The sequence below is a fragment of the Agarivorans litoreus genome (assembly GCF_019649015.1).
In the GTDB taxonomy this organism is placed as follows: Bacteria; Pseudomonadota; Gammaproteobacteria; order Enterobacterales; family Celerinatantimonadaceae; genus Agarivorans; species Agarivorans litoreus.
Window position 1 is genome coordinate 3,234,734 of sequence record NZ_BLPI01000001.1, and the last position, 25,806, is coordinate 3,260,539.

Sequence of the window (25,806 nt, forward strand, 5' to 3'; positions counted from 1 at the left end):
GAGTGGAACATTATATTAGTTTGTTAGTTCGCTCTATTTTCATTGAAAATATGGCTTTAGCTTTCTTGCTAGGTATGTGTACCTTCCTAGCGGTTTCTAAGAAAGTTAAAACTGCATTTGGCTTGGGTGTAGCGGTTATTGTGGTATTGGGTATCTCAGTACCAGTAAACCAGCTTATCTACTTCAACTTATTGGCTCCTGGCGCGCTAAGCTGGGCTGGCTTGCCAAATGCTGATTTAAGCTTTTTGGGCTTCATTACCTTTATTGGTGTTATTGCTGCCTTAGTACAAATACTAGAAATGGTATTAGATAAGTACTTCCCGGCCTTGTACCAAGCTCTAGGTATCTTTTTACCCTTGATTACCGTTAACTGTGCCATCTTTGGTGGTGTATCGTTCATGGTGCAACGTGAGTACAACCTAGGCGAATCTTTGGTATACGGAATAGGTAGTGGTATCGGTTGGATGTTAGCCATTGTGGCGCTAGCCGGTATTCGTGAAAAGATGAAGTATTCAGACGTGCCAGATGGTTTACGTGGTTTAGGTATTACCTTTATCACTGTAGGTTTAATGGCAATGGCGTTTATGTCGTTCTCAGGCGTTCAGCTTTAAGACGGCCAATAACTACAAGGAAAATTAGTCGATGGAAATCATTCTCGGCGTAACCATGTTTACCTTGCTCGTCTTGGCTTTAGTAACAATCATTTTGTTTGCTAAGTCTAAGCTGGTAAGTTCTGGTGACATTCAAATTTTAATTAATGACGATCCTGCCAAGGCGATTACTACTCAAGCGGGTAGTAAGTTGCTGGGTGTATTAGGCAATTCAGGTATCTTTGTATCTTCTGCTTGTGGTGGCGGTGGCTCATGTGGTCAGTGTCATGTTCACATTCATGAGGGTGGCGGTGATATTCTTCCTACTGAATTAGATCATATCAGCAAGCGTGATGCTGCTACCGGTTTACGTTTAGCCTGTCAGGTTAATGTTAAGCAAGACATGAAAATTTCGTTACCAGAAGAAATTTTTGGGGTGAAAAAATGGGATTGTGAAGTTATCTCAAACGATAACAAAGCAACCTTCATTAAAGAGCTTAAACTGCAAATTCCAGACGGTGAATCAGTGCCATTCCGCGCGGGCGGTTACATTCAAATTGAAGCACCAGCTCACCACGTTAAGTACTCTGACTTTGATGTAGAAGAGCAATATCGTGGCGACTGGGAGCATTTTGGCTTCTTCAACTTAGAGTCAAAAGTAGACGAAGAAACCATTCGTGCTTACTCAATGGCGAACTACCCTGAAGAAGAAGGCATCATCATGCTGAACGTGCGTATTGCTACGCCGCCGCCAAACAACATGAGCCTACCTTGCGGTAAGATGTCTTCGTATATTTTTAACCTTAAGCCGGGTGATAAAGTAACCATTTCTGGTCCGTTTGGTGAGTTTTTCGCCAAGGATACTGATGCTGAAATGGTATTTATTGGTGGTGGTGCGGGTATGGCGCCAATGCGTTCACACATTTTCGACCAGCTTAAGCGCTTAAACTCAAAGCGTAAAATTAGCTTCTGGTATGGAGCACGTTCACGTCGCGAGATCTTCTATGAAGAGGACTTCGACATGTTGGCTCGTGAAAACGAAAACTTTGAATGGCATGTTGCTCTATCTGACCCACAACCTGGAGACGATTGGGAAGGTAAAACAGGCTTCATTCACAACGTACTGTTTGAAAACTACTTACGTGACCATGATGCCCCAGAAGATTGTGAGTACTACATGTGTGGTCCACCGGTAATGAATGCTGCTGTTATTAACATGCTTAAAGATTTAGGTGTGGAAGACGAAAATATTCTACTTGATGACTTTGGTGGCTAAACCGTGAGTTTAGTGAAGCATTATTGGCTAGCCCTGCTTGGGCTAGCCTTTTTTATTAGTGGCTGTAGTGAGCAAAGCAATTTGTATACCTTACAAATTGAAGGGCGCACTATGGGAACCTATTACCAAATAAAGTTAGTTGAGCCCAAGGCCAAACTGCCAGATGGCGACAAGCTGCAAGCTAAAATTGACCAAGTGTTACAACAAGTCAATCAAGAGATGTCTACCTACATAGCCGATTCTGAATTGTCACGTTTTAACCAGCATTCTAGTAATCAGGCGATTAGCATTTCAGATAATCTAGCTTTGGTGATTGAAGCCTCTTTACAGCTCTCTGAAGACTCTAATGGTGCCTTTGACGTAACTGTAGGCCCATTGGTTAATTTATGGGGTTTTGGTCCAGAGGGGCGTCCCGAGAAGCGACCTAGTGACCAGTTACTCGACGAGACTCGTGCTAAAATTGGCTACCAGCACTTAAGTTTGAATGCTGGTAAGTTGTCAAAAGATCTACCTGAGCTTTATGTGGATTTATCTGCTATTGCAAAAGGCCACGGAGTAGATCGTGTTGCCGATTTGCTGGAAGCTGAAGGTTACCTGAACTATATGGTCGATATTGGTGGTGAGTTACGCCTAAAAGGACACAACGACAAAGCCCTTGGTTGGCGCATTGCTGTAGAGAAACCCTTGGCTGAACAGCGGGCTGTACAAAAAGTGATTGCACCGGGTGATAATGGTTTAGCAACATCGGGTGATTACCGAAATTATTTTGAGCAAGATGGGGTCAGATATTCACACACCATCAACCCAAATACCGGTAAGCCGATTGCCAACCATATTGTGTCGGTAACCGTTATCGATGAAACCAGCATGATGGCTGACGCTTACGCCACCGCATTTACGGTAATGGGGGTGGAGCAAGCGATGGAATTTGCTGAAGCTAAACAGCTAGCGGTGTATATTATCGAGAAACAAGAGAACGAATTTGTTGAGCATATCAGCGCCAAATTTGTGCCTTTTGTAGTCCAATAACAGAATAAGGAGTCGTAATGGCTTATTTTTTGGTGACATTCATTTTCTTCATGGTGGTTATTGCCGCCATGGCTGTGGGCTATATTTTCCAAAAGAAAACCATTAGCGGAAGCTGTGGCGGAATTGCTTCTTTAGGCATCGAAAAAGTGTGTGACTGTCCCGAGCCTTGCGATAAACGCAAAGCCAAAATGGCCTTGGTTGAGCAGAAGAAAAAGGCTCGCCAAGCCATGTTAGATGAGCATCGCATTATCTAAGGCTAAGGGCTTTATCATTAAAAAAAAGAACAGCGCCTTTGCGCTGTTTTTTTGTTTTATACCAATCACACTAAGTAAGTGATCAGAAATAACGCAGGAAAAATACTCGAGAATAAGACAGGATTTTGCGATAAGTAGTTATTCTACAATCAAAAATCCTAACGCTATTATCGAGTATTTTAACCAGATAGAATGAACAGTTACTTAGTACGATTGGTATTAGTGCTAGTCTCCTTTGGCAATACCTTCACGCCTAGGATCGGCCACACCTACTAACCTATCGGGGTAGATCCTAATGCCTTGCAAACCCGAAGTCATGTCTTTGATTTTGGTTTTGTAGCCTAAGGCTTCTAAGGCCGATTGCTGATCTACGGCGGCTGTATTGGCTTCTAACTCAAAGGTGCCAAAACGATTGTTTAAATGAGGCTGTTCAACAGCCTGTTGTAGGCTCATTCCCCAGCTCAAGTGGTTAACTAAACTCTGTGCTACATAGCCGATAATGCTACTGCCACCCGGTGAGCCAATGGCAATAATTGGCTGTTTGTTTTCCATAACAATGGTTGGCGCCATAGAAGAGCGAGGGCGTTTATTGGCTGCGACTCCATTCGCCACTTTCTTGCCGTTTTTCTCAGCGACAAATGAGAAGTCAGTCAGCTGATTGTTTAGTAAGAATCCTTTTACAAATACTCTCGAACCAAAGGCATTCTCAATGCTACTGGTCATCGACAGTACGTTGCCTTGGGCATCCACAATACTGATGTGAGTGGTAGAAGGAAGCTCTAGGCTTTGGTCCATGCTGCGATTGGCGTTTAAAGGCAACTCGCCAGGGTTTACCGAGGCTAAGGCTTTATCACCACTTAACAGCTTAGCGCGCTTGGCAAGGTACTCAGGGCTTAGTAAGTTGCTAAGTGGCACGTCGACAAAATCACTGTCGGCAAGGTAGGCGCCTCGGTCTGCAAAGGCTAGGCGAGACGCATCGCCGAGAATACGCCAGCTTTGTGGATTATTAGGTCCCCAATCTGCCAAGGGGTAATGCGCAGCAATGCCGAGGATCTGTCCAACGGTACTAGCGCCTGAGCTAGGTGGTCCCATGCCACATATTGAGTATTGAAAGTAAGCTGTGCAAAGGGCAGGGCGCTGTTTTACTTGGTAATTGGCTAAATCTTCTTCACTAAGCAAGCCGGGGTTGTCATTGAATTGACCAACAGCCGCAACAATTGCTTTGGCGGTATCACCTTGATAAAAACCTGAAGCACCTTGCTCTGCAACCAACCGTAAGGTGTTAGCGTAATCAGGGTTTTGTAGTAAGTGCCCTTCGCGTAAAGGCTCGGTTGAGTCATCAAAAAAGTAGTTACGAGCCTCTGGGTAGCGGCCGAGGCGTTCAGCGTCGCCAGCAATTAGCTTCGCCAATCGCGGGCTCACTCTAAAGCCTTCTTTGGCTAGGCCGATTGCCGGTTTAAACAAATCTTGCCAATTGCTGCTACCGTAGCGCTGATGCATTTCTTCAAACAGCGCGATAACTCCAGGTGTGCCTACTGAACGTCCACCCACCACTGCGTCATAAAACTTTAGCGGTTTACCTTGTTGGTCCAGAAACAAGCCAGCATCAACTTGTGAAGGAGCGGTTTCTCGGGCGTCAAAGGTGGTGAGTTGTTGCTTGGCCGCATCGAAATACACCACAAAAGCGCCGCCACCAATCCCTGAGGATTGCGGCTCAACCAAGCCTAGTACGCTTTGCACGGCAATCATTGCATCTACGGCGTTGCCGCCTGCTTTTAGTACCTCATAACCGGCTTCAACCGCTAAGGGGTTAGCAGCCGACACCATGAATTTTTTGGCAGTGACCTCGGTCTTAGCCTGCACTCCGCTGGCTAACTCTGGGGCATAAGCATCGGTGCTTTGGCTATTTGAATAGCAAAAGCCGCTAATTATTAGTGTTGATGCAATGAGGCTGCGAGTAAACATGCTAAATCCTTTTTTAATGCGTATTTAGCCAGTGTAGCAGTCCATATATTAATCGCCATCGCTTGTTTATGTGACTGAATTTATGCAGATTTTTCTATTTGTATGAGAATTGAGCACGGCAGTGACGTAGATAAGAGACAGCTTGAAGCCGCATAACTCGTCGGTTTTGGCTTTTATCGCTATTTAGGTGTCGCTTTTCGGCGACGCTGGCATTTAAATTGCGACCGTGATTTGTGGTTATGAGCTTGATTTTAAAGGTTTTTTAAAAGTTGGTTCGACCTTTGCTATATGTAGTTCGTCAACCGCTAAACCTAGTTAGCGGCCATTTAGTGAAGTAGATGTTAAACAAGGAGTTTCTTATGAACTTGAAGTATAGCTTTCCAGTGTTAGCGCTATTTGTAGCTAGCCTAGCCTCGGCAAATAGTGAAGTGTTCAAAGACCTAGATACCAACCAAGATTTGGTGGTAAGCATGGAAGAAGCTGCCGAACTACCGATCCTTACTGAAGTATGGAGTGAGCTTGATACAGACCAGGATGGTGTATTAAGCCAAGCAGAATTCATAAACCTTGAAATTTCCGTTCAACCTGAAGACCCTGAAAACAGCGAAGTAGCTGAATAGTTAGTTCCTTTATGTTTTCGTGAACCGATCCAATTTTAGGACGCTGTCGGGGGCCAATTTTTCTGCGATTTGGTCTAGTTTGTAGCAGTTTTAATCCTCGATAATTTTCCAGCGCTTAAGTCTGTGCTAGCTTAAGCGCCTTTTTTCCTTTATAGCGAGCTACGTTGCGGTACCGCTACGTTAGCAAATAAAATCCCCGCCACAATCGACATGAAAATCAAAAATGTTTGCGAACCAATATTGGGAATGCTCACCATTGACTCACCTAATACTAATGAATTTAAGCTGATATAAGCCTTACTACCCGGTACCAACAATACTATGCCTTGTAGCAATACCACCGATGCAGGTGACTTGGTTAATTTGGCAAATAGGTTTGCATATACACCCACAATAAATGCCCCTACAAAAGGGCCTAATGCTTCGCCTAGATAGGCACTGCCAGCAAAAGCGGCTGCGTAGGCAATCACTCCCGAAAGAATGCCCCACGGTAAATCTTTAGCGCGTACTTTAAATACCACGCTAAGGCCTAAGGATAACAACACCACACCTAGCCACTTAATCCACCAGGTGCTAACAAAGCTAGATTGAAGATCAACCTGCCCCCAAATTAGAGCACCAAAGGCCATGCCTAACACCGCGCCAAAATAGAGTTTAAACAACACCATAATGCCGTCCATTACCCTTGCCGTGCCCGATATAAGCTCGCGTGCTGCTAACTCACTTAAACCAAGGGTGAGCGATAAACCTGGAATGAAAATAATGATCGCCGACAGCACCACAATGGGTATGTTTAAATCAGGCACAAACTGAGAAATAGCCACCGCCACAAAGGAGCAGAGTAGTGCAGCTACCGGCTCTAACGCTTCAAGCACCCCTTTAGAGTGCTCGGCGCGATACGCCAAATAAAATGAAATACAACTAAGCAAGCTCGACCAAATAATGGTGCTCCAATTGGCCGACATTAACATGGCAAATGCGCCGCCAGTAATGGCAAAGGCCAAGCAAATTACCCAAGGAGAGTGTAAAGCTGGTTGATTGGCCATTTGGTTAAGCCGCTCTATTGCTTCAGTTAAACTGATTTCTTCTTCGGTAACTTTTTTTACCAGTTGATTGGTGCGCGCCAATAAACCTAAATCAATTTCACCGGGCTTTACTCGCATCACATAGTTATATTCTTGAGTATCGTCTGGTGCCCACAATACAAAGGTGAGAGAAGTAGGAGTCACTAAAAAATAGCCATTTAGGCCTAAGGTTTCAGCGACATTACTTAGGTGTGACTCTAAGCGAAACGCAGGCGTACCATATTTATGTAGGGCCTTGCCTAGTCTGATAATGAAATTACGTTTTACTTCAAAGCTTGATTGTTTCAATGCGGGGGCTAATTCTAAAAAGCGGATGCTTAATTGTATCCCACTGATTGGCATTTGGTGTAGTTGTCTTGAGATAAAAAACGCCTGCTGGCGTTTTAACCAGAGAAATTTTCCTATTTTTTAATGAAATAGCGTACAGAATCGGCCTGATCATTTATCATTTACAGTTAGCTAATTATTCTCACGTGCTGTCTCGGAGGACACCATGGCCGCTGGTAAATATTTACGTTGGAAAGACGAAAACGGTAACGAGTTTCGCCCTGTTTCAATATCTGGTAACGCATTACTTAACGATCGTACTTTAAATAAAAGCTCAGCTTTTAGTTTTGAAGAGCGCGAAGCCTTTAATTTGGCGGGCTTGTTGCCTCCCAAGCCGCAAACCTTTGAAGATCAATTAAAGCGTGTTTACCAAGGCTTTTTAAGTGCCTGTAGTGACATAGAGCAATACCAATATCTACGCGCACTGCAAGACAGAAACGAAACCTTGTTTTATGCATTGGTATCACGCCACATTGAAGAAATGGCGCCGATCATTTATACCCCAACAGTGGGTAAGGCCTGTCAGGAATTTAGCCACCGCTATCAAAAAGACCGCGGGTTATACATTACCGCAGAGAATGTCGACCAAATGGGCGAGATGGCGCGCCACTTCGCCGGTAAAGATATTAAGATTATAGTGGTTACCGACAGCCAAGGTATTCTCGGCCTAGGCGATTTAGGCATTGGTGGCATGGGTATTCCTATTGGTAAGTTGTCACTGTATACCTTAGGCGCCGGTATTCACCCTGCACGTTGTTTGCCGATTGCGCTTGATGTAGGTACCGATAATCAAGACTTACTCAACGATCCCATGTATTTAGGTCTTCCGCAAAAACGGATGCGTGGTCAAGAGTATCAAGACTTCATCGAGAAATTTGTGGCGCAAACTAAGCTGCACTTCCCCGAAGCGGTGTTGCAATGGGAAGACTTTAGTAAGTCTAATGCCTTCGATAACTTATCTAAGTATGAAGACGAATTGCCATCATTTAACGATGATATTCAAGGTACCGGTTCTGTAGTTTTGGCTGGCGTGATTGGCGCTACTAAAATTAAAAACGAAACCCTTGGTGAGCAAGTTTATGCTGTGTACGGTGCTGGCGCTGGCGGCGTAGGTGTTGCCGACCAAATTTTTGCTGGTTTGCTTAAAGAGGGCATTAACCACCAAGAGGCGCGTGATCGTATTTTCATTCTAGACTCTCGCGGAGTGGTTTTTGACAACCGTGAAGATCTCGATGAATACAAAAAACGTTACGCTAAGCCATTTGAACTAGCCCAAAACTGGACGCTAGCCGAAGCAGGCAAGGCGAGTTTGGGCGAGCTTATCGATAATACGCCGGTTACCGTATTATTAGGCTGTAGTGGCGTAGGCGGCGCATTTAAAGAAAGCCATGTGAAAAAGATGCTGGAATATACCGACCGCCCGATGGTATTCCCGCTATCTAACCCAACAGATAACTGTGAAGCTCTGCCAGAAGATGTATACAAGTGGACCAATGGCCAAGCCATTGTGGCCACCGGCAGCCCCTTTGACGACGTAGATTACAACGGTAAAAACTACCGTATTGGTCAGGGTAACAATGTGTTTATCTTCCCCGCAGTTGGCCTTGCAACCATCGTTTCAGGCGTAAGCAAAATCACCATGGAAATGTTTACCACAGCGTCGTTTGCTTTGGCTGAGTATGTTTCTCAAGAAGACTTAGACAGCGGCTGTGTATTCCCAAGAATGCGTGAGCTAAAAGAAGTTTCTGGCTTTGTCGCTAAAGCGATTTTAAAGCAAATTCAAGAAACAGATCCGCAAGGCTGTTTGAGTGGTAAAGACATCGACCAAGAAATTGCCGAACATATGTGGGAGCCTATTTACCTGCCATACCGCAGAGTATAAGGCCTTAACAATTAATTAGCTGTTAAGCATAAAAAGGAGCCAATCGGCTCCTTTTTTGTGTGAAGAGTGGATGTAGGGTTTAGCCTTAGTTAGCAGTAATTTCCCATACTGTTAACGACCCACTTACTTCGTTACCTACCAACAATAATGGTTGGCTGGTTGGGCTGTTATCGGCGGCAACAAATACCAAGCTTTCTGGGGCTAAGTCACCAATACTGTCATCAACGCTTAAACCTTCTGTTAGGTCACGGTTAATTACGTAGGTTTCGAACTTGCTGTTGTAAGGGTTAGTTACATCGTAAACCATAATGCCGCCCATGCGCTCTAGGCCAATAAAGGCGTAGGTTTTGTCGCCAACAGTGCCAACTGTTAGCGCTTCGGGTTCAGCGCCTTTGTTTTCTGAGCGAGAGTCGCCTTCGTTCTCATCATCACCGTTGTTAAAGGCATTGCCGTGAAGTGCTGCAGTGATGCGACCAATTTCATCACCAGAATCGAATACTACTAAACCATTTTGATCCCATACGGTGAATGAGCGAGCGCCGTAGGCTACAGCAGTTTCATACTCGCCATTGCCGTCGGCATCGCCCAGTACATTAGTTACGCGTAGGTCATCAATCTCGCCGCCGGCTTGCAGTGCTTCTAGCTTAGAGCCTGCTTGGGCGGTAAGGTTTTTAAGTTTTACTTCTTCAGTAAAGGCTAAGCAACCATCGTCTTCATCGTAGTCTTGACCACCCGCAGCAACACAGGCAGCTTCGTCGGCTACATCAAAGAAATACTCTCGTGCATCACCTTCGTTGGCAGTGATGAGGAACGGCGCACCATTCCACGAGAAAGAGGCAATGGTGTCTGGCATGTACGCGCCGTATAAGCCGTCGTATTGGCCAAAGCTCACTGTGCCATCTTCGTTCCCGTCAAAGTTTAACCCTGACCAGTCTTTATATCCCAAGCCGATAATTTGCACGCTGTTATCGCTTAAATCTACAAGTGCTAAGCCGTTGTTTTCTTGAAGCGTTACATAGGCCATGTCGTTGCTGGCGGTAATGTATTCAGGCTCTAAGTCTTGTGCAACAGTGGTGGCAATTACTTGGCCGTTTAAAGTACGACCACTTGGGTTAGGGAAGTGTAGCCCTTTAGCTTCAAGCTCACTTTGCATGCCGTTAAAGCCAGTAAAGTCGATGATAGTGGCGCTAGTTGCTGGTGTTCCATCAGTTACGCTAATGACTGCAATTGAGCCTTCAGGATCGTTACTGTAATCGCCGCTTGGCTCACCTTCGTTAGCCACAATTACTTTGCTGCCATCAGGCGTGAAAGTTACCATATCTGGCAAGTTTCCTACTTCAACAGCACTGAGGAACACAGGAGTGCCGGCGTTTAAACCATTGTAGAAAACAATGAAACCGTTGTTGGCTTGCGCGTCGGCTTCTATGGCGACTGCCATTAAATCATTATGCACGGCAATACTGTTGGCTCCGCCCAGAGCTACGCCATTGGCTTCGGTTGGCAAAGTAAGTGGGGTTGCGCTTAGGTTAGTATCGCTGGTTGGAGCACTTAGTTGCTCAGAGCTAAGGCCAGAGGCATCAATCATCTCAACCGTTGCGTCAGAGCTATTAATGGCATAAATAGTTTGAGTAGCAGCGTGGTATTGCAGGATCTCAGCAGCACCGTCTGGGTTTAATACTGCACGACCAACCGGATTAAGCATGATGCTGCTAACAGCATCTGCGCCAGGCTCACCGTTTAAACCATTTTGACCATCGTCACTACTACACGCTGTTAATGTTAGGCTAGAAATTACTGCCAATGAAACCAAGCTCTTCTTGAGCATCATGTTATATCCCTATAAATAGTTACAATTCGAAGGGCATTTTGTGTACTCAATGTGACTTTACGATGACGAAAATATGACAATCAATGAAATATTCCAATAAGGTAAAGCGTGAACTTAAGCCTGAAGATTTTAGCGATTTCCTGCTGTGTAAGTAATTGAATATAATAACTATTCCATCTGATCTATTTAACGCTTTAGTTTGATAAAAGTGGAACGATTGTGCTTTTCGTTTGATCTAAGCAAATTTGCCAGCCGTAACCATTCTCGAAACCTACGCAACTTAAGCTTGAAGGAAAGAGACAATGATTAAACGAATTGCAAGTGTATTTACTTTGATTATCACAACAATGACATTCTCAATGCTGGCTCACGCTGACCATCACGGCATGAAAAAGGACGTTGTTGATGTGGCCGTCGAGAATGGCTCTTTTACTACTTTAGTTACCGCTGTGAAAGCCGCTGGATTGGTTGATACCTTAAAGGGAGATGGGCCTTTTACGGTGTTTGCTCCCACCGATGAAGCCTTCGCAAAATTGCCTGAAGGAACCGTGGAAATGTTACTCATGCCTGAGAACAAAGATAAGTTAATCGCCGTGCTTACTTACCATGTTGTAGCTGGAAAAGTCATGGCAGCCGATGTAGTTAACATTGAGAGCGCTACAACCGTTCAAGGAGGAATGTTAGCCATTAGCACTAGCGGTGAAACGGTAATGATCAATAACGCAAAGGTAGTGGCTGCAGACATTAAAGCTAGCAACGGTGTGATTCATGTTGTAGACACCGTATTGTTACCAAAATAGGTGTATCGGCAGGGCATAAATTAAACCCTGCCTATTTTTTGGGGTAATGGTTATAGACCGCTTGCCAAGCCTAGCGGCGACCAAAAATAAAAGGGGCCTTAAGGCCCCTAATCGATTTATGCGTTTAGTACTATTGTTGTTTTGTAGGTGTAAACACCTTTTTGTCAGTATAGACAAGTTGTGTCAAAAGTAACTCGTAATATGTTTGTTTCAGGTGGTTTTTCCAAAGACTGTGATCAGCATACTACCCAAGAGGGAGTATGCCGTGGTAGAGCTTTTGCTCTATTGTTGTAAGGGCTTATTTTTAAAACACTAGAAGCGTTCTGGCCCTGCTGGTTTATTACCCAGAATATCATCCACTTGCTGCCAAACTTGCTGATTTAAGCTGCTGCTGTTGGTTAGCGCTTGCAAGTTATCTTCAAGCTGTTCCAGTTTAGATACGCCCAAAATCACGCTGCTTACATTGGGAGTGCGTAAACACCAGTTTAAGGCCAAGTGGTGCAATGGCATGTCTAATTGCTGAGCGAGCTGGTTTAGCTGGGCAATTTGCTCAAGTTTGTTGTTTTCACCCATTAGCATATCGCGCAACCATTCATAGCCAGGCAAACTTAAACGACTATTCTCTGGTACCCCATTTAGGTATTTGCCAGTGAGCAAGCCGCTCGCTAATGGAGAGAAAATAGTGGTGCCTAGTCCAGTTAAAGAATAAAGCGGCAGGTACTCGGCTTCTACTTTGTCACGAACCATCATGTTGTATTGTGGTTGCTCCATTACTGGGGCATGTAAGTTTTCGGCTTTAGCCACTGCCCATGCTTCGGTAATTTGTTGGGCGCTCCACTCAGATGTGCCCCAATACATTACTTTGCCTTGGCAAACCAAGTCGTGCATGGCGCGTACAGTTTCGTAAATTGGCGTATCAATGTCTGGGCGGTGGCAGTAAAACAAGTCTAGGTAATCTACTCGCAGGCGTTTAAGTGCTGCATGGCAGGCATCAAATACATGTTTGCGGCTTAGCCCACGTTGGGTGGGTTTATCACCGCCCCAAAATACTTTGCTAGATACCACAAAACTATCGCGAGACCAGCCCAGTTGCTCAATGGCTTGACCCATTAGCCGTTCACTCTCGCCGCTTTCGTAGCCTTCGGCATTATCGTAAAAATTGATACCAGCATCATAAGCCCTTGCCATGATCTGCTTGGCCGCTGATAAATCCACTTGTTTACCAAAGGTTACCCACGAGCCTAAGCCAAATTCACTCACTTGCAGGCCGCTGCGGCCTAATCGACGGTATTGCATATAGTTACCCAATTTAATGGAGGAAGTTGGCTCAAGTATAGAGTTAATAAAGCCCCTGAAAAAAGAGGGTTAAAGCAAAAATACTATTTGTTATATCAAACAAAATATTGGTTTTTGCGTATTATGATAGACAAGTTTGAGGTTGTAGAGCGGGGTGAAAGGTGTCGAAAAATCATAAAAAGTTAGAGCGCCTGTTGTTATTTTATGAAGTGGCTCAGTATTTAAGTTTCTCTAAAGCGGCTGAGCAGTTAGCTATTTCGCGTAGTTATTTGTCTCAGCAGATTCGCAGTTTAGAGCAAGACTTGCACACTCAATTGTTGATTCGAACTACCCGTAGTGTGCGGCTCACCACCGAAGGCCACAAGGTATTTTTACAGGCGCAAGCCATGCACCATAATTTACTCGATTTGGAACGCGAGTTAGAACACAGTGGTGAAGATGTCGCGGGTATCTTGCGCATTACCGCTCCAGCCGCTTTTGCCGAGTCCTTCTTGCTAGAGGCCTGCGAAGGCTTTAATCAACGCTACCCAGAAGTGAGTTTTGAAATTGATGTTGGTCACCATTTAGAAGATTTACATGAGCGGAATTTCGACTTGGCGATTCGGGTTACCGAGCAACCGCCACAAAATATGGTGGCGCGCACTCTCATGCCTTATTGCCATTGGGTATGTGCTTCCCCCGCATACTTAGCAGAGCACTTTGAACCCAAACAACCTAGCGATTTAGCGCAATTGCAGTGTTTGGCATTTCCCAGTTGGCGCACTTGGCGTTTTCAGCAAGCCAGCCAAGTGGAAGAGTTTGAAGCACAAGGGCGGTTTGCGGTAAACGACAATAATATTTTGATTAAAGCAGCGCTGAATAGCCAAGGAGTGATACGGGTGCCGGAACACTTATTATGGGCACATGTAGAAGCCGGGCGCTTGAAAAGAGTATTGGCTGACTTTCAGGTTGAGCCCCGACAGGTGTGGATGCTGTACCCACCTAAAATCGAACACTCTTCGCGGCTACAGCAATTTATGGCTTATTTGCAGCAATATATTCAGCAACTCAAATGATCACGGCCGCGCTTGGTATACCCGTATATAATCCACTTCCATTTGGGCGGGGAATATTTCGTTAGATTTTGGCTTGCCATCATAATTACCTCCTACGGCTAGATTCATAATCATGTAGAAATCTTGGTTGAAAGGAGCTGGGTAGGCGTGGTCTTGGGTATACCAAGCACTTTGGCTAGCATATAACTGGTCGTCTACGTACCAGTATATGGCTTGTGGCGTCCAGTCGATTCGGTAAACATGAAACTCGCTTATATCGCTGTCGGTAAACAGGTAGTGGCGTTCCGAGTAAGTATTATTTGGCCATTGTGCGCCATAGTGAATCGTGCCATTTACTTGCGAAGGATTGCTACCACGCGCTTCCATAATGTCTATTTCGCCCGAGGCTGCCCAAGTGCCATATACATTGTCTTGCGGCATTAACCAAAAGGCAGGCCATAGCCCTTGGCCAACCGGCAGTTTTATACGCGCTTCAAATCGGCCATAGGCTTGGGCAAATAAACCTTGGGTTTTTAAACGGGCAGAGCTGTAATTGTAATTGCCGTATTGGTCGCTACTGCCTTCGACTAAGGCTTGAATAATCAGTTGACCTTTGCCGTTGAGTCGCACATTGGCTGCTTTATTTGTATAGGCTTGAAGTTCATTGTTGCCCCAGCCCGCAATGTATTGTTGATTAAGTAAAAATCCATTGCCAATATCAAAAGTCCACTTGTTCAGATCTAGCTGGCTGTCGTTAAATTCATCACTCCAAGTTAATTGCCACTGTATGTCCTCGGGTGGTGGGTTGGGGGTTAGTACTTGTTGATTTGAACCTCCTCCACCACAAGCGAAAAGTGCAGTGCTGAGAAAGCCGATTAAGCTGAGTTTATATTTGCTATTTGGCATTGAATGCTCTGTGCGTTGCTAATAATCCCTTAGCCAGTTTGCCTGCTAGCCAAGTGGAGAGGTAGTCAATTACAGGTAGAGTTAGAGCTGGATCAATGGTGAAAAAACACTTTAAGTTACGTAATTTGTTGCACTTTCCAAAGTAAACTCACTATTACACTTCACGATAAACCTGAGCGCAGTGGCGCTTGGTGTTTAGCGACAAAAAAACAGTATATCAATACCGCTTTTGACGGTGCCTTCTTTCTCCAAGTGCTTGCATTCTTTTGTACTGATGTTTTTGTTACTTTTAGAGCTAGGTGGCTGATGAGACTTAGAAAAGGTGATAATCTGATTTTCATTAAATGCGTGATAAAAGGAATATTTCCTTTTAATAACCTGTTAAGCATTCTCATCTCATGGATTTAGTATGAAAGCAAAGTACAAGTTTCCGATATCTGGTCAAATAAAGTTAGAGTCAAGCCAAATGCTCCCAATTAAGGAGCATGGATATGTTTATGAATTCTTAGTTGATGAGCGTTGTATTGTTACCCATATTGAAGTAACTGTCCCTGTCGAAGAGCAATGGTACCCCAAGTTGATAAAGACTGGTCCTAAGCATCACGAATTAGTTATTGATAATCCAGCACTTCACTTCGTACAAAGAAATTTGAGAGGAATAGAGGCCTTAATGTCTGTATGGGGATTGAGATATATTGATAAGCGAAACTTCGAGATTTGTTGGTTACCTGAAACACAAGAAGAAGAAAAAAAACTACATATTAAAAACTTCTCTTCTAAATCTGAAAGCATGAATATAGAAGATGTATCACCACTTTCCTTTGACCTTGCTGCGCGGGCAATAATTAAGTCTTGGGATGGAGCAAAAGAGTCTGTTGTATCCAGTTTTTACAGGAAAGGAACTGCAGACATGGAGAATCAAGAATACATAGATGCTATATACGACTTCTATTTAATTTTAGAATCTAGATTTGGTGATGGTAAATGGCGTGGAAACCAGATTAAGCAGAAACTAAAGTGCTCAAATGAACTAAAAGAAGCATTTTATCACGCTGTAACCAAGACACTGAACGGACTTCTCAATAGAGAACTATTAACCAAACGGGCTACAAACAAAGCTTACAAAGACTATGACAACTTTGTTGACTACATAGTAGATCTTAGAGGCGAACTGCATCATCACAGTGAAAAGAATAAAAAGGCTTGGAATCCGAACAAGCCAGAAGATTATGAATTAGAAGCGATTTATCTTCATGCAATTTGTAATCACATTATTTTTCACATGACTTGGAAGCACATAGATGAGGAGTCTGTAAAACAAAACTATGAAAAACAGTGCTCAGAGTTTATTAGAAAGCATGCCTAACAAGTCGCTGCAACAGATCGCTCAGCAGGCGTTACTGAGCGGAGCGTTATACGTACATGGACTAGATGGATAACATGGAAAAAATACTAACAAATCTAAATGATCCTGCTTGGTGGTTCACTGGAGTTTTTTTTGGCTTGTTACTTAAATTTGCTCCAATGGCTTTTTTGTATTTAAGAATGAGAGTTGGTAAAGGCCTACGCAAATTTTTCAGAGGTCGTAGATACAAATACAAACGATTCTTGAAAGAAAATCGGCACAATATAGCCGCTGTAAACCACCAGTCTGCCAAATCCCACGCTTATTTCCAGTTGGTTGTGATTACATGCGCTCTATACCTTGTCTGGTATGCAGCAGGCCCTCTTTTTCAGATACAAAAAGCCAGTTTAGTTTTGTTCCTAATTTGTTTATTACCAATGTACACAGTGCAGGTTTATTGGATGCTTCAAGAGGGAAAGGCTAAGGATCTTGTGGCTGAATATGGCAAAGTACGTCTAACAAACAAATCATACTAGTGCTCGTCGTTTTGCTCCTCGAGGGGACAAGTGCCAAGACGCGGTGGAGCCAGTGCACCTGCCAATTTACAGGGCGCTAATACTACCTGTAATTTGATATAGAAAAAGCTCTCACTAAGGCCAATACTAGCCTTAGTGAGATAAAGCCTTTAAGCCACTTTTTTTGCTTTGCTTTTCGCTTTGGCTTTTTTCTTGGGTTTGCTGAAGTTGCTCGCGCTGGCGATATCACTTGGCACTAACTCAATTTTGCGTTGTTCCATATCTACGCGGGCGACTTTCACCTCAATCACATGGCCAATGCCAAAGCTCTTGCGGCTGTTTTCGCCAATTAAACGTTGTTTGTTTGCGTCGAAGTTATAAAAGTCGCCAGCCAGTGACGAGATATGCACCACGCCTTCTACTGCCATATCTTTTAGCTCTACATACAAACCAAAGTTGTTTACGCCGCTTACAATGCCTTGGAAGCTTTCACCTACTTGGTCTTGCATGTATTCACATTTAAGCCAAGCGTCTACGTCCCAACTGGCGGTGTCGGCGCGGCGAGCCACTAAAGAGCAGTGGTCGGCCAGCATTAACATTTGCTCTGGGCCGTAAGGGTAGCTGTTTGCTAGCTTAAGAGGCTCTGCTCCGCTGATTCGGCGAACCGGGTCTAGGCCTTTGCCGCTTAATGATTTAAAGGTGCGTTTAAAGATACTGCCGCTTTCTTTACTACGAATTATTGAGCGAATTGCGCGGTGTACCAGTAAATCGGGGTAGCGGCGAATTGGCGAGGTAAAGTGAGCGTAAGCATCAAAAGACAAACCAAAGTGGCCGTCGTTTTCTGGGGTGTAAATGGCTTGGCTCATAGAGCGCAGCATCACCGTTTGAATAATGCTGGCGTCTTCTCGCTCACCAATACTGCTAAGTAGTTTGTTGTAGTCTGCTGGCGTAGGTTTGTCGCCTCCGCCTAAGTTCAAGCCTAGCTCGGCTAAAAAGCTACGCAAGCCCTTAAGTTTTTTCTCTTTAGGGCCACGGTGTACTCGGTATAAGGCGGGAATGTTTAACTGCTCTAGAAAACGAGCTGTAGCTACGTTTGCACATAGCATACATTCTTCAATTAGCTTGTGGGCGTCGTTGCGTACCAGTGGCACTATGCGTTCAATTTTACGTTGCGCATTAAATTCAAACTGGCTTTCGTTAGTTTCAAAGTCAATAGCGCCACGTTTTGCCCGTGCCACTTTCAACACTTGATATAAGCTATGTAGCTGCTGCAGTTGCGGTAATACTTCGGCAAACTGCTGAGTGAGCTGCTGTCCCTCGTTGCTGTTAGCGTCTTCTAACATAGCGCCTACTTGGCTATAAGTAAGGCGAGCATGAGAGTGGATAAGCCCTTCACAAAACTGAAAACTGGCTAACTCTCCGGCGCTGTTTATGGTCATGTCACACACCATTACTAAGCGGTCAACGTGAGGGTTTAACGAACACAAGCCGTTGGATATCGCCTCTGGCAACATCGGAACGACGTGCCCAGGAAAGTACACTGAGGTGCCGCGTTTTTGTGCTTCTATATCTAAGGCACTGTTTGGCTGAATGTAGTGTGATACATCGGCAATCGCCACCAGTAAGCGCCAGTTGCCGTTGCTTAGCGGCTCTGCATATACAGCGTCGTCGAAGTCTTTGGCATCTTCACCATCAATAGTGATAAACGGCGTTGCGGTGAAATCTACCCGGTGTAGTTTATCTTTCTCGGCCACTTCTGGGGCTAACTTAGCTGCTTGAGCCAGCGCTTCTTCAGGCCATTCAAAGGGAATATCGTGGCTGCGGATCGCAAGGTTGATTTCCATGCCCGGCGCCATTGGGTCACCTATCACTTCGCTAATGTGGGCGATGGCATTGTTACGTTTATGTGGGTAGCTAATTAGCTCTGCGGTCACGTATTGGCCATGCTTAGCACCTAAGGTTTTCTCTGCAGGTATTTCAATGATCTGGCTAATCTTTTGGTTGTCTGGCTGCAGGCTAAAGTGGCCATTGCTTTCAACCAACTTACCAATGATTTGCTGGGTGTTTTTTTCCAGTATTTTAATCACTCGCGCTTCTTCACGACCGCGATTATTAAAGCCATTTGGCAGCGCTTGAATAAGGTCGCCATCAAATACTTGGCTCATTTGCGAGCTATGCAATACAAAGTCGGTGTCGTAGCCTTCACATTTTAAGAAGCCAAACCCTTCACGGTGGCCGATCACTTTACCTACCAAATATTCACTGTCGTCTACAGGCCAGTAATTGCGTTTACGGTCGCTATGTAGTTGACCATCGCGGCTCATGGCAATTAAACGGCGGCGCAGGGCTTCTAGATCGTTTTCACTGTCTAGGTTTAGAGCTACCGCAATTTGTTCGCGGTTAAGCGGTTTTCCTTGCTGATCGAGCAGCGCAATAATCGCGTCGCGGTCGGGAATGGGATTAGCATATTGTTGCTCTTTAGAGCTTGAGTGTTTACTCATAGTTATTGTTCTCTGTTAATAGGGCCAATAACCTTGCTCTAGGGAAATCATGAAAAGTTTTATGTATGCAGTTCAGATATAACTCTCAAGGTTGTTAGGCCTGTGCGCTTGCTTTAAAGCAAGTCGCTAAAATTTGTTACCTGCTCGCGCCATTAGCTGGCCTTGCAAGTGATGTAGTTGGTCTGACTTATAAGCCGCTTATGTGACACATAGATGACAGACAATCATATAGTTGCCGAAAGGCAAGATTGGAAAAACAAGTTTGAATTTAAAACGACGAAACGAAGGTTAAAAGAAGGCAACCTTAAAGCGGAGTTCAAAAAATAGACTGAATTTCTAATGGCCGTCACTTTATAGACTTGTGGCGAAAAGTCAACGTTTGTCGCTTTAAGGGCTTTCGCTTATCGCTGAAACAGGGTCGGATGAGCAAACTGCACCAGCGCCAGCAACATAGCATGCACATAGTTATCTTCGCGGGTGGCTAAGCCATTGGTGAGCAGGCCAATGGCGCCGCCTTTTTGCTTAATATTCTTAGTATTAAACAGCTTGTCCATGAGTGGGCCAAGTTCCTCACCTTGCTCTAGCGCTTGATAAACACTTGGTGGAAGCGGCATGTTAGCCCCACGCCCTACCGAAAGATGCTCACCACGTGCGATTGCCACATAAGCAAACGTAGCGGGGCCATCTTCAAACATATCTACACCACCCTCAATTGCAGCATAAAAATCGGCAGTTTGGTGTTGCTGGCAGTAGCGCAGGCGATTTACGGCACCATCGCGAGTCTGCTGAGTGGTAATGGGTTGTTCAGGCACTTGAGAGGGGGCATCAATGCCTTGGCAGTCAATCTCAGCATCTGGGTAATACATCGCGAGGGCTTTAGCAACTGCTCGCACTTTTACTGGATTGCGCGACCCTACCACTACTTTAATACTTTGCTCTGACATATTTACTGTTCTTCAATTTAGTTGGAAAAGGCGAGGCCCTTATTTAGCGCGTGGCTAGGCTATATAGCCAATTGCTCGGCGATGCTGCCACATGCTACTCGTGAGTCGATAATTCGGCCATCTCGCTGAGGATCGCTACCGGGGCGAATGTCCCAATTTAACTGGTACTTTTGATTGATCATTTGCACCAATTGGTAGAAAGACAAGCCTTGCTCATTACCGCCTACATGATATATCCCGGGTTTGGCTTGTTTAGCCAAAGTGACTAAGCACTGCATGCTATGTTCAACAAAGGCCACGGCTGGCAGCCACTTGGTGCTAGCAACCAAGTAACCTTTTTCAGCATGCATATCTCTAACATGGGTGAGTAGGTTGTCTTGCTCAAAGTTATCGAACATTTGCCAGCCTAGGCGAGCAATTATGGTATTGGGGTTAGCGGCAAGGGCTGCTTGTTCACAGCTTATTTTGTATAGCCCATAATCATTTACCGCATCTGCAGGATGCTCTGGGGTGAAAGGGCCGATGCTCTCTGGGTTAAATACACTTTCGGTGCTGGTAAATAGCATGGGAATATTTTGCTCACCAGCAATGCCAGCTAGACAAGCCAGCCACTCTTCGGGCCCTGTGGCTAAGTGAAATATTGCATCGATGTGGTTGCCGCGAACATAGCCTAGCTGTTGCGCGCGGTTGGTAATGTCTAGCTCTTGGCGATTAAAGCCATGTACTGCAATGCCTTGTTTTTCTAGCGCTTGTTTAAGGTAAGGTGCAAGTCGACCATTTAGACCGGTTACTAGTACGTTTTGCATTGCATAATCTCATCACTTTCTAAGAAGTGGCTATTATGCGGTTAGACGGCGTTAAGCGCTAGAGTAGGGCAAATTTAGTTAGCCAGTATTTGTTCTACTTTGTCTTCTTGTAGCCAGCTAATACAGTAGCGAATAGAGCCGGAAGGTGGGACATTTTTAGCGCCAGCTTCAGCTTCGGCGTATACCGCTTCAAAGTGTTCGGTAGGTAATACGCTGTACTGGTAAAACACTTCCATTTCTTCGCGTAAGCCATTTAGCGTGGCAGCCGGAGTGGGATCGATTTTGGCTTGAATGTGGTACATGCAAGCGGCAAAAGCATAGTTTTTAAGCGCAGGAAGCTCAGAGCTATCAATGCTTTCATTGGCCACACTGGCTTGAGAACTAAGTAAAATAACAGCGGCACTAACTAGGTGTTTTAATTTCATTGTTACCTTATATATCTAATAGCAATTGCCGTTAAATATGATTTAAATCCATTTACTGTGGCCCAAAAATTATCCCAAGCAATGATACTTGTCAAACTAACAAATTGAGACTTTAGGCTTGAAATTGTTATTTAATTCGTCATGTGAATTTTAGAATTTGTGGTTTGTTAATAAACATGATTGCTTAAAGTATGCTTATTAACATTAATGCTAAATTATGAAATCGTTTACTTGACGTTGGTTTTAATTACCTGAAATTTAAAGATTTATGTTTAAAGTATGATGTTTGGCTGCTTTTTACGGAATTTGCGTAAATAATAGCCACTTAAACTAACAATTAAATAAAAATAACCCTCTGTTGAAATCGATGTCATTTTTATTATTTACTGATTGCATAATTAATTTCCTGATACTCAAGAAGTGAAAATGCTGTCATTTTTACGTCTGCTTTATATTGTGAGTTTTTTCACAAAACTGTCGCAGATTGCACTGCGGAAAATAGCTGGTATAAAACGCAGAAATTACTTTTATCAATAATTGTGAGAAGAAAAATGCGTAATGTTTTAATCAGCTCAGTTGCACTAGTGTTCGGTTTAGGTCTTAGCGTAACTACGGTTGCTGCTGAACAACCAAGCAGCAAGCCAGCGCTTAGCGAATTCGATAAAAATGCAGAGTATTACAATAAAAGCCTAGTAAAAGATGGCTACCGCTTTGGTTGCCGTGTGCACGACGACAACGGCAAATGCACTAAGTTACAGTGGAAGAAACTGTAATAAATAGGCGGGCGAGCTTAAGGCTATTAAGCTCGCGCTAAGGCTTGCTGTAAGAGAATCGTTGCCTGTTCGCCAACAATTTTTATGGCTTGCTCTATGCGCTCACTGGGTTTGTTGGCGTAACTTATGCGTAAACAGTTTTGATACTTGCCTGCAGCAGAAAACAAGCTGCCCGCCGCAATACCAATGTTAAACGGTTTTAAGTTTTCGTTTAGCACCAAGCTGTCGATTGGCTCTGGTAACTCTACCCACAAAAAGAATCCTCCTTTAGGAAAGCTCATTTTACTGCCGCTAGGAAAGTAACGCTGTACCCAATGGAGCATCAAATCGCGCCTTGCTTGATACTGCTGTTTTGCCAGTCTTAGGTGTTTTTCGTAGTGCCCTTGCTCGATAAAATCGGCCACTGCCAGCAGGGGTAAGCTGTTAGCGCCCAGTGAGGTAACAAATTTTAAGTGAGTGAGCATTTGCCCATAACGGCCAGGTGCTACCCAGCCCACTCGCAGGCCTGGAGCAATGGTTTTAGAAAACGACGAGCAAAACAACACTCTATCTTGGCTATCGTAGGACTTTAAACTGCGCGGGCGAGGTGTTTGGTAATAGCCGTCGCCTAGAATGTCGTCTTCAATAATGGCGAAATCGTATTTCTCAGCCATTTTAAGCAGCTTTAGTTTGTTCTTTTCGGGCATCACATAACCCAAAGGGTTATTAGATGTTGGGATTAGTTGCAGTACTTTGATCGGCCACTGTTCTAGAGCAAGTTCTAGGGCGGGCAAACTAATGCCGGTCTCTGGGTGGGTTGGGATCTCAATAACTTTCAATTGGTTAGATTGAATCGCCTGCATCGAGCCATAAAAGTTGGGTGAATCAATCGCCACAATATCACCTGGCTGGGTGAGTGCTTTTAAACTTAACGATAGTGCTTCCTGGCAACCAGCTGTAATCTGGATGTTATCGGGATGAATATGACAACCAGAGTGCTGCATTAGGCGAGCAATTTGCACCCGTAACTTAAACAAACCATTGCCTTTTGAGCAGCTAAAAACTTGTTTGCTTTGATACTTAATATTGTCGCTAAGTAAGCGCTGTAAAGGTTTTAAACTGCTTAACTCGGTATCTGGTGAGCCTCTGCCTAAGGCAAGAAAGCGGCTATTGCTTTCTGTCATCGAGAGCTCCAACACCGCTTGCCAATTGTCGATCGGCACAGGGCGTTGCTCTGGTTGGCTGGTTTCTGGCAGCTGTGCGGTGCTTGGAGGTTGTTGAACATAATAACCCGACTTGAGCTTACAGCGAACAAAGCCGGCATCTTCTAACAATCGATAACTCTCTTGCACCGTAGAAATACTTACTCCTCTCGCCTTGCTCATCTCGCGGATAGAAGGCAGCTTTTGGCCAACCGGGTAATAGGCTTGAGAGATTTGTTCCTTAAGTTCTTGCGCAAATTGCTCGTAGAGGGTCATTGGCAACTCCTTAGCCAAAACATCGCTCATTAATAACACAGAGGAATACAGTGAAGCAAAGTTGCGTAGCAAAGCAGTACAGATTGAACATTAACAAGCATTACAGATAGCTATTTGCAGCATCTGTAATGGCAAAATTCTTATATTCTGAATCTGTAAGCTGGCTTGTTCAAAATTTAAGCTAGAGGGGTAGCTGATTAAAACAAGGAGCGGAATATGCAGATACAAACTTCTTTCCATACGGGTTTTCATGCACTGATTAAGCGCCTTGCCCTCTATCGAGCACGTCGCCGCAGTCGCAGAGCCTTACTAGCCTTGAATGATGAGTTGCTCAAGGATATTGGTTTAAGCCGAGCGCAAGCCTTAGCCGAAGGCCGTAAACCTTTTTGGCGAGCGGCGGAGCAAGCTAAATACCAAGTTACTCGGTCAAGCAACAACACCGTGGTCACACCTACACGCGAAAACTAAAAATTTAGTGCTTTGATAATTGTTGTACTTGCAACGCGCTTTTTGTGTGGCAAGCAGATTTGCTTGCAGCGGCAATTGCGCCGCTTTGTTGAATCTTGCATTAAGCATAAAGTGATCTCAACGCCATCGGCTTGTTATCCTTGATATAACAAAGGAACACATCTATGAGTAAAGTGCGATATATCTGTCGCTTATTGCTACGTTTATAAACCTTTGCAAATTAGATTCGCTGCTCTCTTTGAGCCGCTAAACAAGCAATAGTAGCGAGACATTTTGGCCTTTTATCTAACTAAAACCATGTAGGGTTGGTTGGCAGCTTTGCTGCGGCTAGTTTGTGTTGTTCTCAATAAAAAAGGGCCCTCAGGCCCTTTTTGCTAACTGTATTGGCTTTATAGCGCGGCGTTTAGGATTTCGCGGCTAACATCTAAAGTAATTTTCTTATCTTCACCTAAAGCCACCATTTGGTGTTGCTCTAACTTGGTCAACAATACCTCTACATCGCTAGCGCCTAAGTCTATGTCACTCAAGCGCACTGGAACTTGCATGCTACGGAAGAAGGCTTCGGTAGCGGCAATTGCTTGGTCGATACATTGCTGTTTGTCGCCTTCGCTTATGCCCCAAATACGTTCTGCATATTGCAGCAATTTGTCGGCTTTTGCTTCACGGCGAATTTTCATTACCGCTGGCAAAGTGATAGACAAGCTACGTGCGTGGTCAACGCCATAAGCGGCGGTTAACTCGTGGCCCAACATGTGGCTTGCCCAATCTTGCGGCACGCCAGCACCAATTAAACCGTTCAAGGCCATGGTGGCTGCCCACATAATGTTAGCGCGAACCTCTAAGTCTTTGCTGCTCTCTTCGGCAAGTGCTTTAGGGCCTTCTTCAATTAAGGTGAGCAAAATGCCTTCGGCAAAGCGATCTTGGATTTTGGCATTTACCGGATAAGTGAGGTATTGCTCCATTACGTGAACAAATGCGTCTACCACACCGTTGCTTACTTGGCGGGGGGATAAACTTAAAGTTACGCTTGGGTCTAAAACCGCAAACTTAGGGCGCACTGCTAGAGCATAAAAAGGCAATTTAGTGCCGTCACGGGTGACCACTGCTGCTGGGTTGGTTTCTGAGCCGGTGGCTGGCAAGGTAAGCACTGCACCTAATGGCAAGGCAGCATCAACTGGATGTTGCTTGGCAATAATGTCCCAAGGATCATCGCCTTGGTAACAAGCTGCAGCAGCGATAAACTTGCTGCCATCAATTACCGAGCCACCGCCTACAGCAAGAATGTAGTCAAGCCCTTCCGCTTTAATTTGCTCAACAGCACGCATAAGCGTGTGATAGCTAGGGTTAGGCTCGATGCCCGAAAACTCAGACCACTGGTGATTCTCTAAGGCCTTTGCAACTTGCTCATAAACGCCATTGCTTTTTATTGAGCCTCCACCATAGGTGACCAATACTTTGGCATCCGCCGGGATTTCGTTAGCGATGGTAGCTATTTGCCCCTCGCCAAAATGGATTTGGGTACTATTTTGGAACGAAAAATTTAACATGATATTTCCTTCAATTAACTAGAGCCTGTTGATCTTTGGTGGTGAAATTTTATTCAAGATAAGCGGGCTTTAATCGCGGCGAGCACTTTGAAACCTAGTGGGCTAAGTGAAAAGTGTTCAACGAAGAGTAAAG

At 44.6% G+C, this 25,806-nt stretch carries 23 protein-coding genes; 12 read left to right on the plus strand and 11 right to left on the minus strand.

All coding sequences use genetic code 11. The features are described 5' to 3' along the window. The first annotated feature begins 2 nt into the window (after positions 1-2). From nqrE to nqrM, 4 genes are read left to right on the plus strand one after another with little or no spacing between them, the layout of a single operon-like run. Positions 3-611 carry an NADH:ubiquinone reductase (Na(+)-transporting) subunit E gene (nqrE, locus tag K5L93_RS14880; protein WP_016400314.1) on the plus strand — a complete coding sequence of 203 codons (609 nt, stop codon included), beginning with the start codon at positions 3-5 and terminating at the stop codon, positions 609-611. A gap of 31 nt (positions 612-642) precedes the next feature. Next, positions 643-1,866, plus strand: a complete 1,224-nt coding sequence (nqrF, locus tag K5L93_RS14885) for an NADH:ubiquinone reductase (Na(+)-transporting) subunit F (RefSeq protein ID WP_220720539.1) — start codon at positions 643-645, stop codon at positions 1,864-1,866. Positions 1,867-1,869: 3 nt separating this feature from the next. Further along, the gene (locus K5L93_RS14890; RefSeq protein WP_220720540.1) at positions 1,870-2,895 is read left to right on the plus strand and encodes an FAD:protein FMN transferase; all 1,026 of its coding nucleotides are present in this window, start codon (positions 1,870-1,872) and stop codon (positions 2,893-2,895) included. 17 nt (positions 2,896-2,912) lie between these two features. Further along, positions 2,913-3,149: a (Na+)-NQR maturation NqrM gene (gene nqrM / locus K5L93_RS14895; protein ID WP_016400311.1), complete on the plus strand. Its 237-nt coding sequence runs from the start codon at positions 2,913-2,915 to the stop codon at positions 3,147-3,149. A 225-nt stretch (positions 3,150-3,374) separates the two neighbouring features. Here the strand turns inward: nqrM and ggt are convergent, their stop codons facing one another. Next, the gene (gene ggt, locus K5L93_RS14900; RefSeq protein WP_220720541.1) at positions 3,375-5,114 is read right to left on the minus strand and encodes a gamma-glutamyltransferase; all 1,740 of its coding nucleotides are present in this window, start codon (positions 5,112-5,114) and stop codon (positions 3,375-3,377) included. Positions 5,115-5,473: 359 nt separating this feature from the next. On the opposite strand from ggt, the gene K5L93_RS14905 reads away from it, so the two are divergent. Beyond that, positions 5,474-5,734 carry an EF-hand domain-containing protein gene (locus tag K5L93_RS14905; protein WP_016400309.1) on the plus strand — a complete coding sequence of 87 codons (261 nt, stop codon included), beginning with the start codon at positions 5,474-5,476 and terminating at the stop codon, positions 5,732-5,734. Between the two features lie 149 nt (positions 5,735-5,883). Here K5L93_RS14905 and K5L93_RS14910 read toward each other — a convergent pair whose 3' ends face one another. Further along, positions 5,884-7,107: a threonine/serine exporter family protein gene (locus K5L93_RS14910; RefSeq protein WP_220720542.1), complete on the minus strand. Its 1,224-nt coding sequence runs from the start codon at positions 7,105-7,107 to the stop codon at positions 5,884-5,886. 205 nt (positions 7,108-7,312) lie between these two features. Between K5L93_RS14910 and K5L93_RS14915 the strand changes: the two genes are divergently transcribed. After that, positions 7,313-9,028 (plus strand): NAD-dependent malic enzyme, encoded by a 1,716-nt coding sequence (locus K5L93_RS14915; RefSeq protein ID WP_220720543.1) that lies wholly within the window; start codon positions 7,313-7,315, stop codon positions 9,026-9,028. Between the two features lie 85 nt (positions 9,029-9,113). On the opposite strand, the gene K5L93_RS14920 is transcribed toward K5L93_RS14915, so the two are convergent. Next, a complete protein-coding gene (locus K5L93_RS14920) occupies positions 9,114-10,856 on the minus strand; it encodes a choice-of-anchor I family protein (protein ID WP_220720544.1) in 1,743 nt (580 codons plus the stop codon). Positions 10,857-11,158: 302 nt separating this feature from the next. Here K5L93_RS14920 and K5L93_RS14925 point away from each other — a divergent pair, with 302 nt between their 5' ends. After that, complete coding sequence (locus tag K5L93_RS14925) at positions 11,159-11,656, plus strand: fasciclin domain-containing protein (protein ID WP_220720545.1); 498 nt, start codon at positions 11,159-11,161, stop codon at positions 11,654-11,656. Between the two features lie 312 nt (positions 11,657-11,968). Here the strand turns inward: K5L93_RS14925 and K5L93_RS14930 are convergent, their stop codons facing one another. Continuing rightward, on the minus strand, positions 11,969-12,952 hold the full coding sequence (locus K5L93_RS14930) for an aldo/keto reductase (protein WP_220720546.1): 984 nt from the start codon (positions 12,950-12,952) through the stop codon (positions 11,969-11,971). A 161-nt stretch (positions 12,953-13,113) separates the two neighbouring features. On the opposite strand from K5L93_RS14930, the gene K5L93_RS14935 reads away from it, so the two are divergent. After that, positions 13,114-14,007, plus strand: coding sequence for a LysR family transcriptional regulator (locus tag K5L93_RS14935; RefSeq protein WP_220720547.1), 894 nt, complete (start codon positions 13,114-13,116; stop codon positions 14,005-14,007). Here the strand turns inward: K5L93_RS14935 and K5L93_RS14940 are convergent, their stop codons facing one another. Then, positions 14,008-14,892: a glycoside hydrolase family 16 protein gene (locus K5L93_RS14940; protein ID WP_220720548.1), complete on the minus strand. Its 885-nt coding sequence runs from the start codon at positions 14,890-14,892 to the stop codon at positions 14,008-14,010. Positions 14,893-15,301: 409 nt separating this feature from the next. Between K5L93_RS14940 and K5L93_RS14945 the strand changes: the two genes are divergently transcribed. Then, positions 15,302-16,258, plus strand: coding sequence for a hypothetical protein (locus K5L93_RS14945; RefSeq protein WP_220720549.1), 957 nt, complete (start codon positions 15,302-15,304; stop codon positions 16,256-16,258). Positions 16,259-16,332: 74 nt separating this feature from the next. Continuing rightward, positions 16,333-16,773, plus strand: a complete 441-nt coding sequence (locus tag K5L93_RS14950) for a hypothetical protein (RefSeq protein ID WP_220720550.1) — start codon at positions 16,333-16,335, stop codon at positions 16,771-16,773. Between the two features lie 149 nt (positions 16,774-16,922). Here the strand turns inward: K5L93_RS14950 and rnr are convergent, their stop codons facing one another. The 4 genes from rnr to K5L93_RS14970 all read right to left on the minus strand — a co-directional run bounded on the left by rnr (position 16,923) and on the right by K5L93_RS14970 (position 21,428). Continuing rightward, complete coding sequence (gene rnr / locus K5L93_RS14955) at positions 16,923-19,253, minus strand: ribonuclease R (protein ID WP_246615061.1); 2,331 nt, start codon at positions 19,251-19,253, stop codon at positions 16,923-16,925. A 401-nt stretch (positions 19,254-19,654) separates the two neighbouring features. Further along, on the minus strand, positions 19,655-20,197 hold the full coding sequence (yjjX, locus tag K5L93_RS14960; protein ID WP_220720551.1) for an inosine/xanthosine triphosphatase: 543 nt from the start codon (positions 20,195-20,197) through the stop codon (positions 19,655-19,657). 59 nt (positions 20,198-20,256) lie between these two features. Beyond that, complete coding sequence (locus K5L93_RS14965) at positions 20,257-21,003, minus strand: sugar nucleotide-binding protein (RefSeq protein WP_220720552.1); 747 nt, start codon at positions 21,001-21,003, stop codon at positions 20,257-20,259. A 74-nt stretch (positions 21,004-21,077) separates the two neighbouring features. Continuing rightward, positions 21,078-21,428, minus strand: a complete 351-nt coding sequence (locus K5L93_RS14970) for a hypothetical protein (RefSeq protein ID WP_220720553.1) — start codon at positions 21,426-21,428, stop codon at positions 21,078-21,080. Between the two features lie 551 nt (positions 21,429-21,979). Between K5L93_RS14970 and K5L93_RS14975 the strand changes: the two genes are divergently transcribed. Beyond that, a complete protein-coding gene (locus K5L93_RS14975; protein WP_016400879.1) occupies positions 21,980-22,201 on the plus strand; it encodes a hypothetical protein in 222 nt (73 codons plus the stop codon). Between the two features lie 26 nt (positions 22,202-22,227). On the opposite strand, the gene K5L93_RS14980 is transcribed toward K5L93_RS14975, so the two are convergent. Continuing rightward, on the minus strand, positions 22,228-23,658 hold the full coding sequence (locus K5L93_RS14980; protein WP_220720554.1) for an aminotransferase-like domain-containing protein: 1,431 nt from the start codon (positions 23,656-23,658) through the stop codon (positions 22,228-22,230). A gap of 216 nt (positions 23,659-23,874) precedes the next feature. Between K5L93_RS14980 and K5L93_RS14985 the strand changes: the two genes are divergently transcribed. After that, entirely contained in the window at positions 23,875-24,126 is a 252-nt protein-coding gene (locus tag K5L93_RS14985) for a DUF1127 domain-containing protein (protein WP_220720555.1), read from the plus strand. 389 nt (positions 24,127-24,515) lie between these two features. Here K5L93_RS14985 and K5L93_RS14990 read toward each other — a convergent pair whose 3' ends face one another. Further along, entirely contained in the window at positions 24,516-25,673 is a 1,158-nt protein-coding gene (locus K5L93_RS14990; protein ID WP_220720556.1) for an iron-containing alcohol dehydrogenase, read from the minus strand. Positions 25,674-25,806: the final 133 nt, after the last annotated feature.

Excerpts from the sequence above, each read along its gene's own strand:
- nqrF (WP_220720539.1), top strand. The coding sequence starts at position 643 with ATGGAAATCATTCTCGGCGTAACCATGTTTACCTTGCTCGTCTTGGCT.
- nqrM (WP_016400311.1), top strand. The coding sequence starts at position 2,913 with ATGGCTTATTTTTTGGTGACATTCATTTTCTTCATGGTGGTTATTGCC.
- ggt (WP_220720541.1), bottom strand. The coding sequence starts at position 5,114 with ATGTTTACTCGCAGCCTCATTGCATCAACACTAATAATTAGCGGCTTT.
- K5L93_RS14905 (WP_016400309.1), top strand. The coding sequence starts at position 5,474 with ATGAACTTGAAGTATAGCTTTCCAGTGTTAGCGCTATTTGTAGCTAGC.
- K5L93_RS14915 (WP_220720543.1), top strand. The coding sequence starts at position 7,313 with ATGGCCGCTGGTAAATATTTACGTTGGAAAGACGAAAACGGTAACGAG.
- K5L93_RS14920 (WP_220720544.1), bottom strand. The coding sequence starts at position 10,856 with ATGATGCTCAAGAAGAGCTTGGTTTCATTGGCAGTAATTTCTAGCCTA.
- K5L93_RS14925 (WP_220720545.1), top strand. The coding sequence starts at position 11,159 with ATGATTAAACGAATTGCAAGTGTATTTACTTTGATTATCACAACAATG.
- K5L93_RS14930 (WP_220720546.1), bottom strand. The coding sequence starts at position 12,952 with ATGCAATACCGTCGATTAGGCCGCAGCGGCCTGCAAGTGAGTGAATTT.
- K5L93_RS14940 (WP_220720548.1), bottom strand. The coding sequence starts at position 14,892 with ATGCCAAATAGCAAATATAAACTCAGCTTAATCGGCTTTCTCAGCACT.
- K5L93_RS14945 (WP_220720549.1), top strand. The coding sequence starts at position 15,302 with ATGAAAGCAAAGTACAAGTTTCCGATATCTGGTCAAATAAAGTTAGAG.
- K5L93_RS14950 (WP_220720550.1), top strand. The coding sequence starts at position 16,333 with ATGGAAAAAATACTAACAAATCTAAATGATCCTGCTTGGTGGTTCACT.
- rnr (WP_246615061.1), bottom strand. The coding sequence starts at position 19,253 with ATGAGTAAACACTCAAGCTCTAAAGAGCAACAATATGCTAATCCCATT.
- yjjX (WP_220720551.1), bottom strand. The coding sequence starts at position 20,197 with ATGTCAGAGCAAAGTATTAAAGTAGTGGTAGGGTCGCGCAATCCAGTA.
- K5L93_RS14965 (WP_220720552.1), bottom strand. The coding sequence starts at position 21,003 with ATGCAAAACGTACTAGTAACCGGTCTAAATGGTCGACTTGCACCTTAC.
- K5L93_RS14970 (WP_220720553.1), bottom strand. The coding sequence starts at position 21,428 with ATGAAATTAAAACACCTAGTTAGTGCCGCTGTTATTTTACTTAGTTCT.
- K5L93_RS14975 (WP_016400879.1), top strand. The coding sequence starts at position 21,980 with ATGCGTAATGTTTTAATCAGCTCAGTTGCACTAGTGTTCGGTTTAGGT.
- K5L93_RS14980 (WP_220720554.1), bottom strand. The coding sequence starts at position 23,658 with ATGACCCTCTACGAGCAATTTGCGCAAGAACTTAAGGAACAAATCTCT.
- K5L93_RS14985 (WP_220720555.1), top strand. The coding sequence starts at position 23,875 with ATGCAGATACAAACTTCTTTCCATACGGGTTTTCATGCACTGATTAAG.
- K5L93_RS14990 (WP_220720556.1), bottom strand. The coding sequence starts at position 25,673 with ATGTTAAATTTTTCGTTCCAAAATAGTACCCAAATCCATTTTGGCGAG.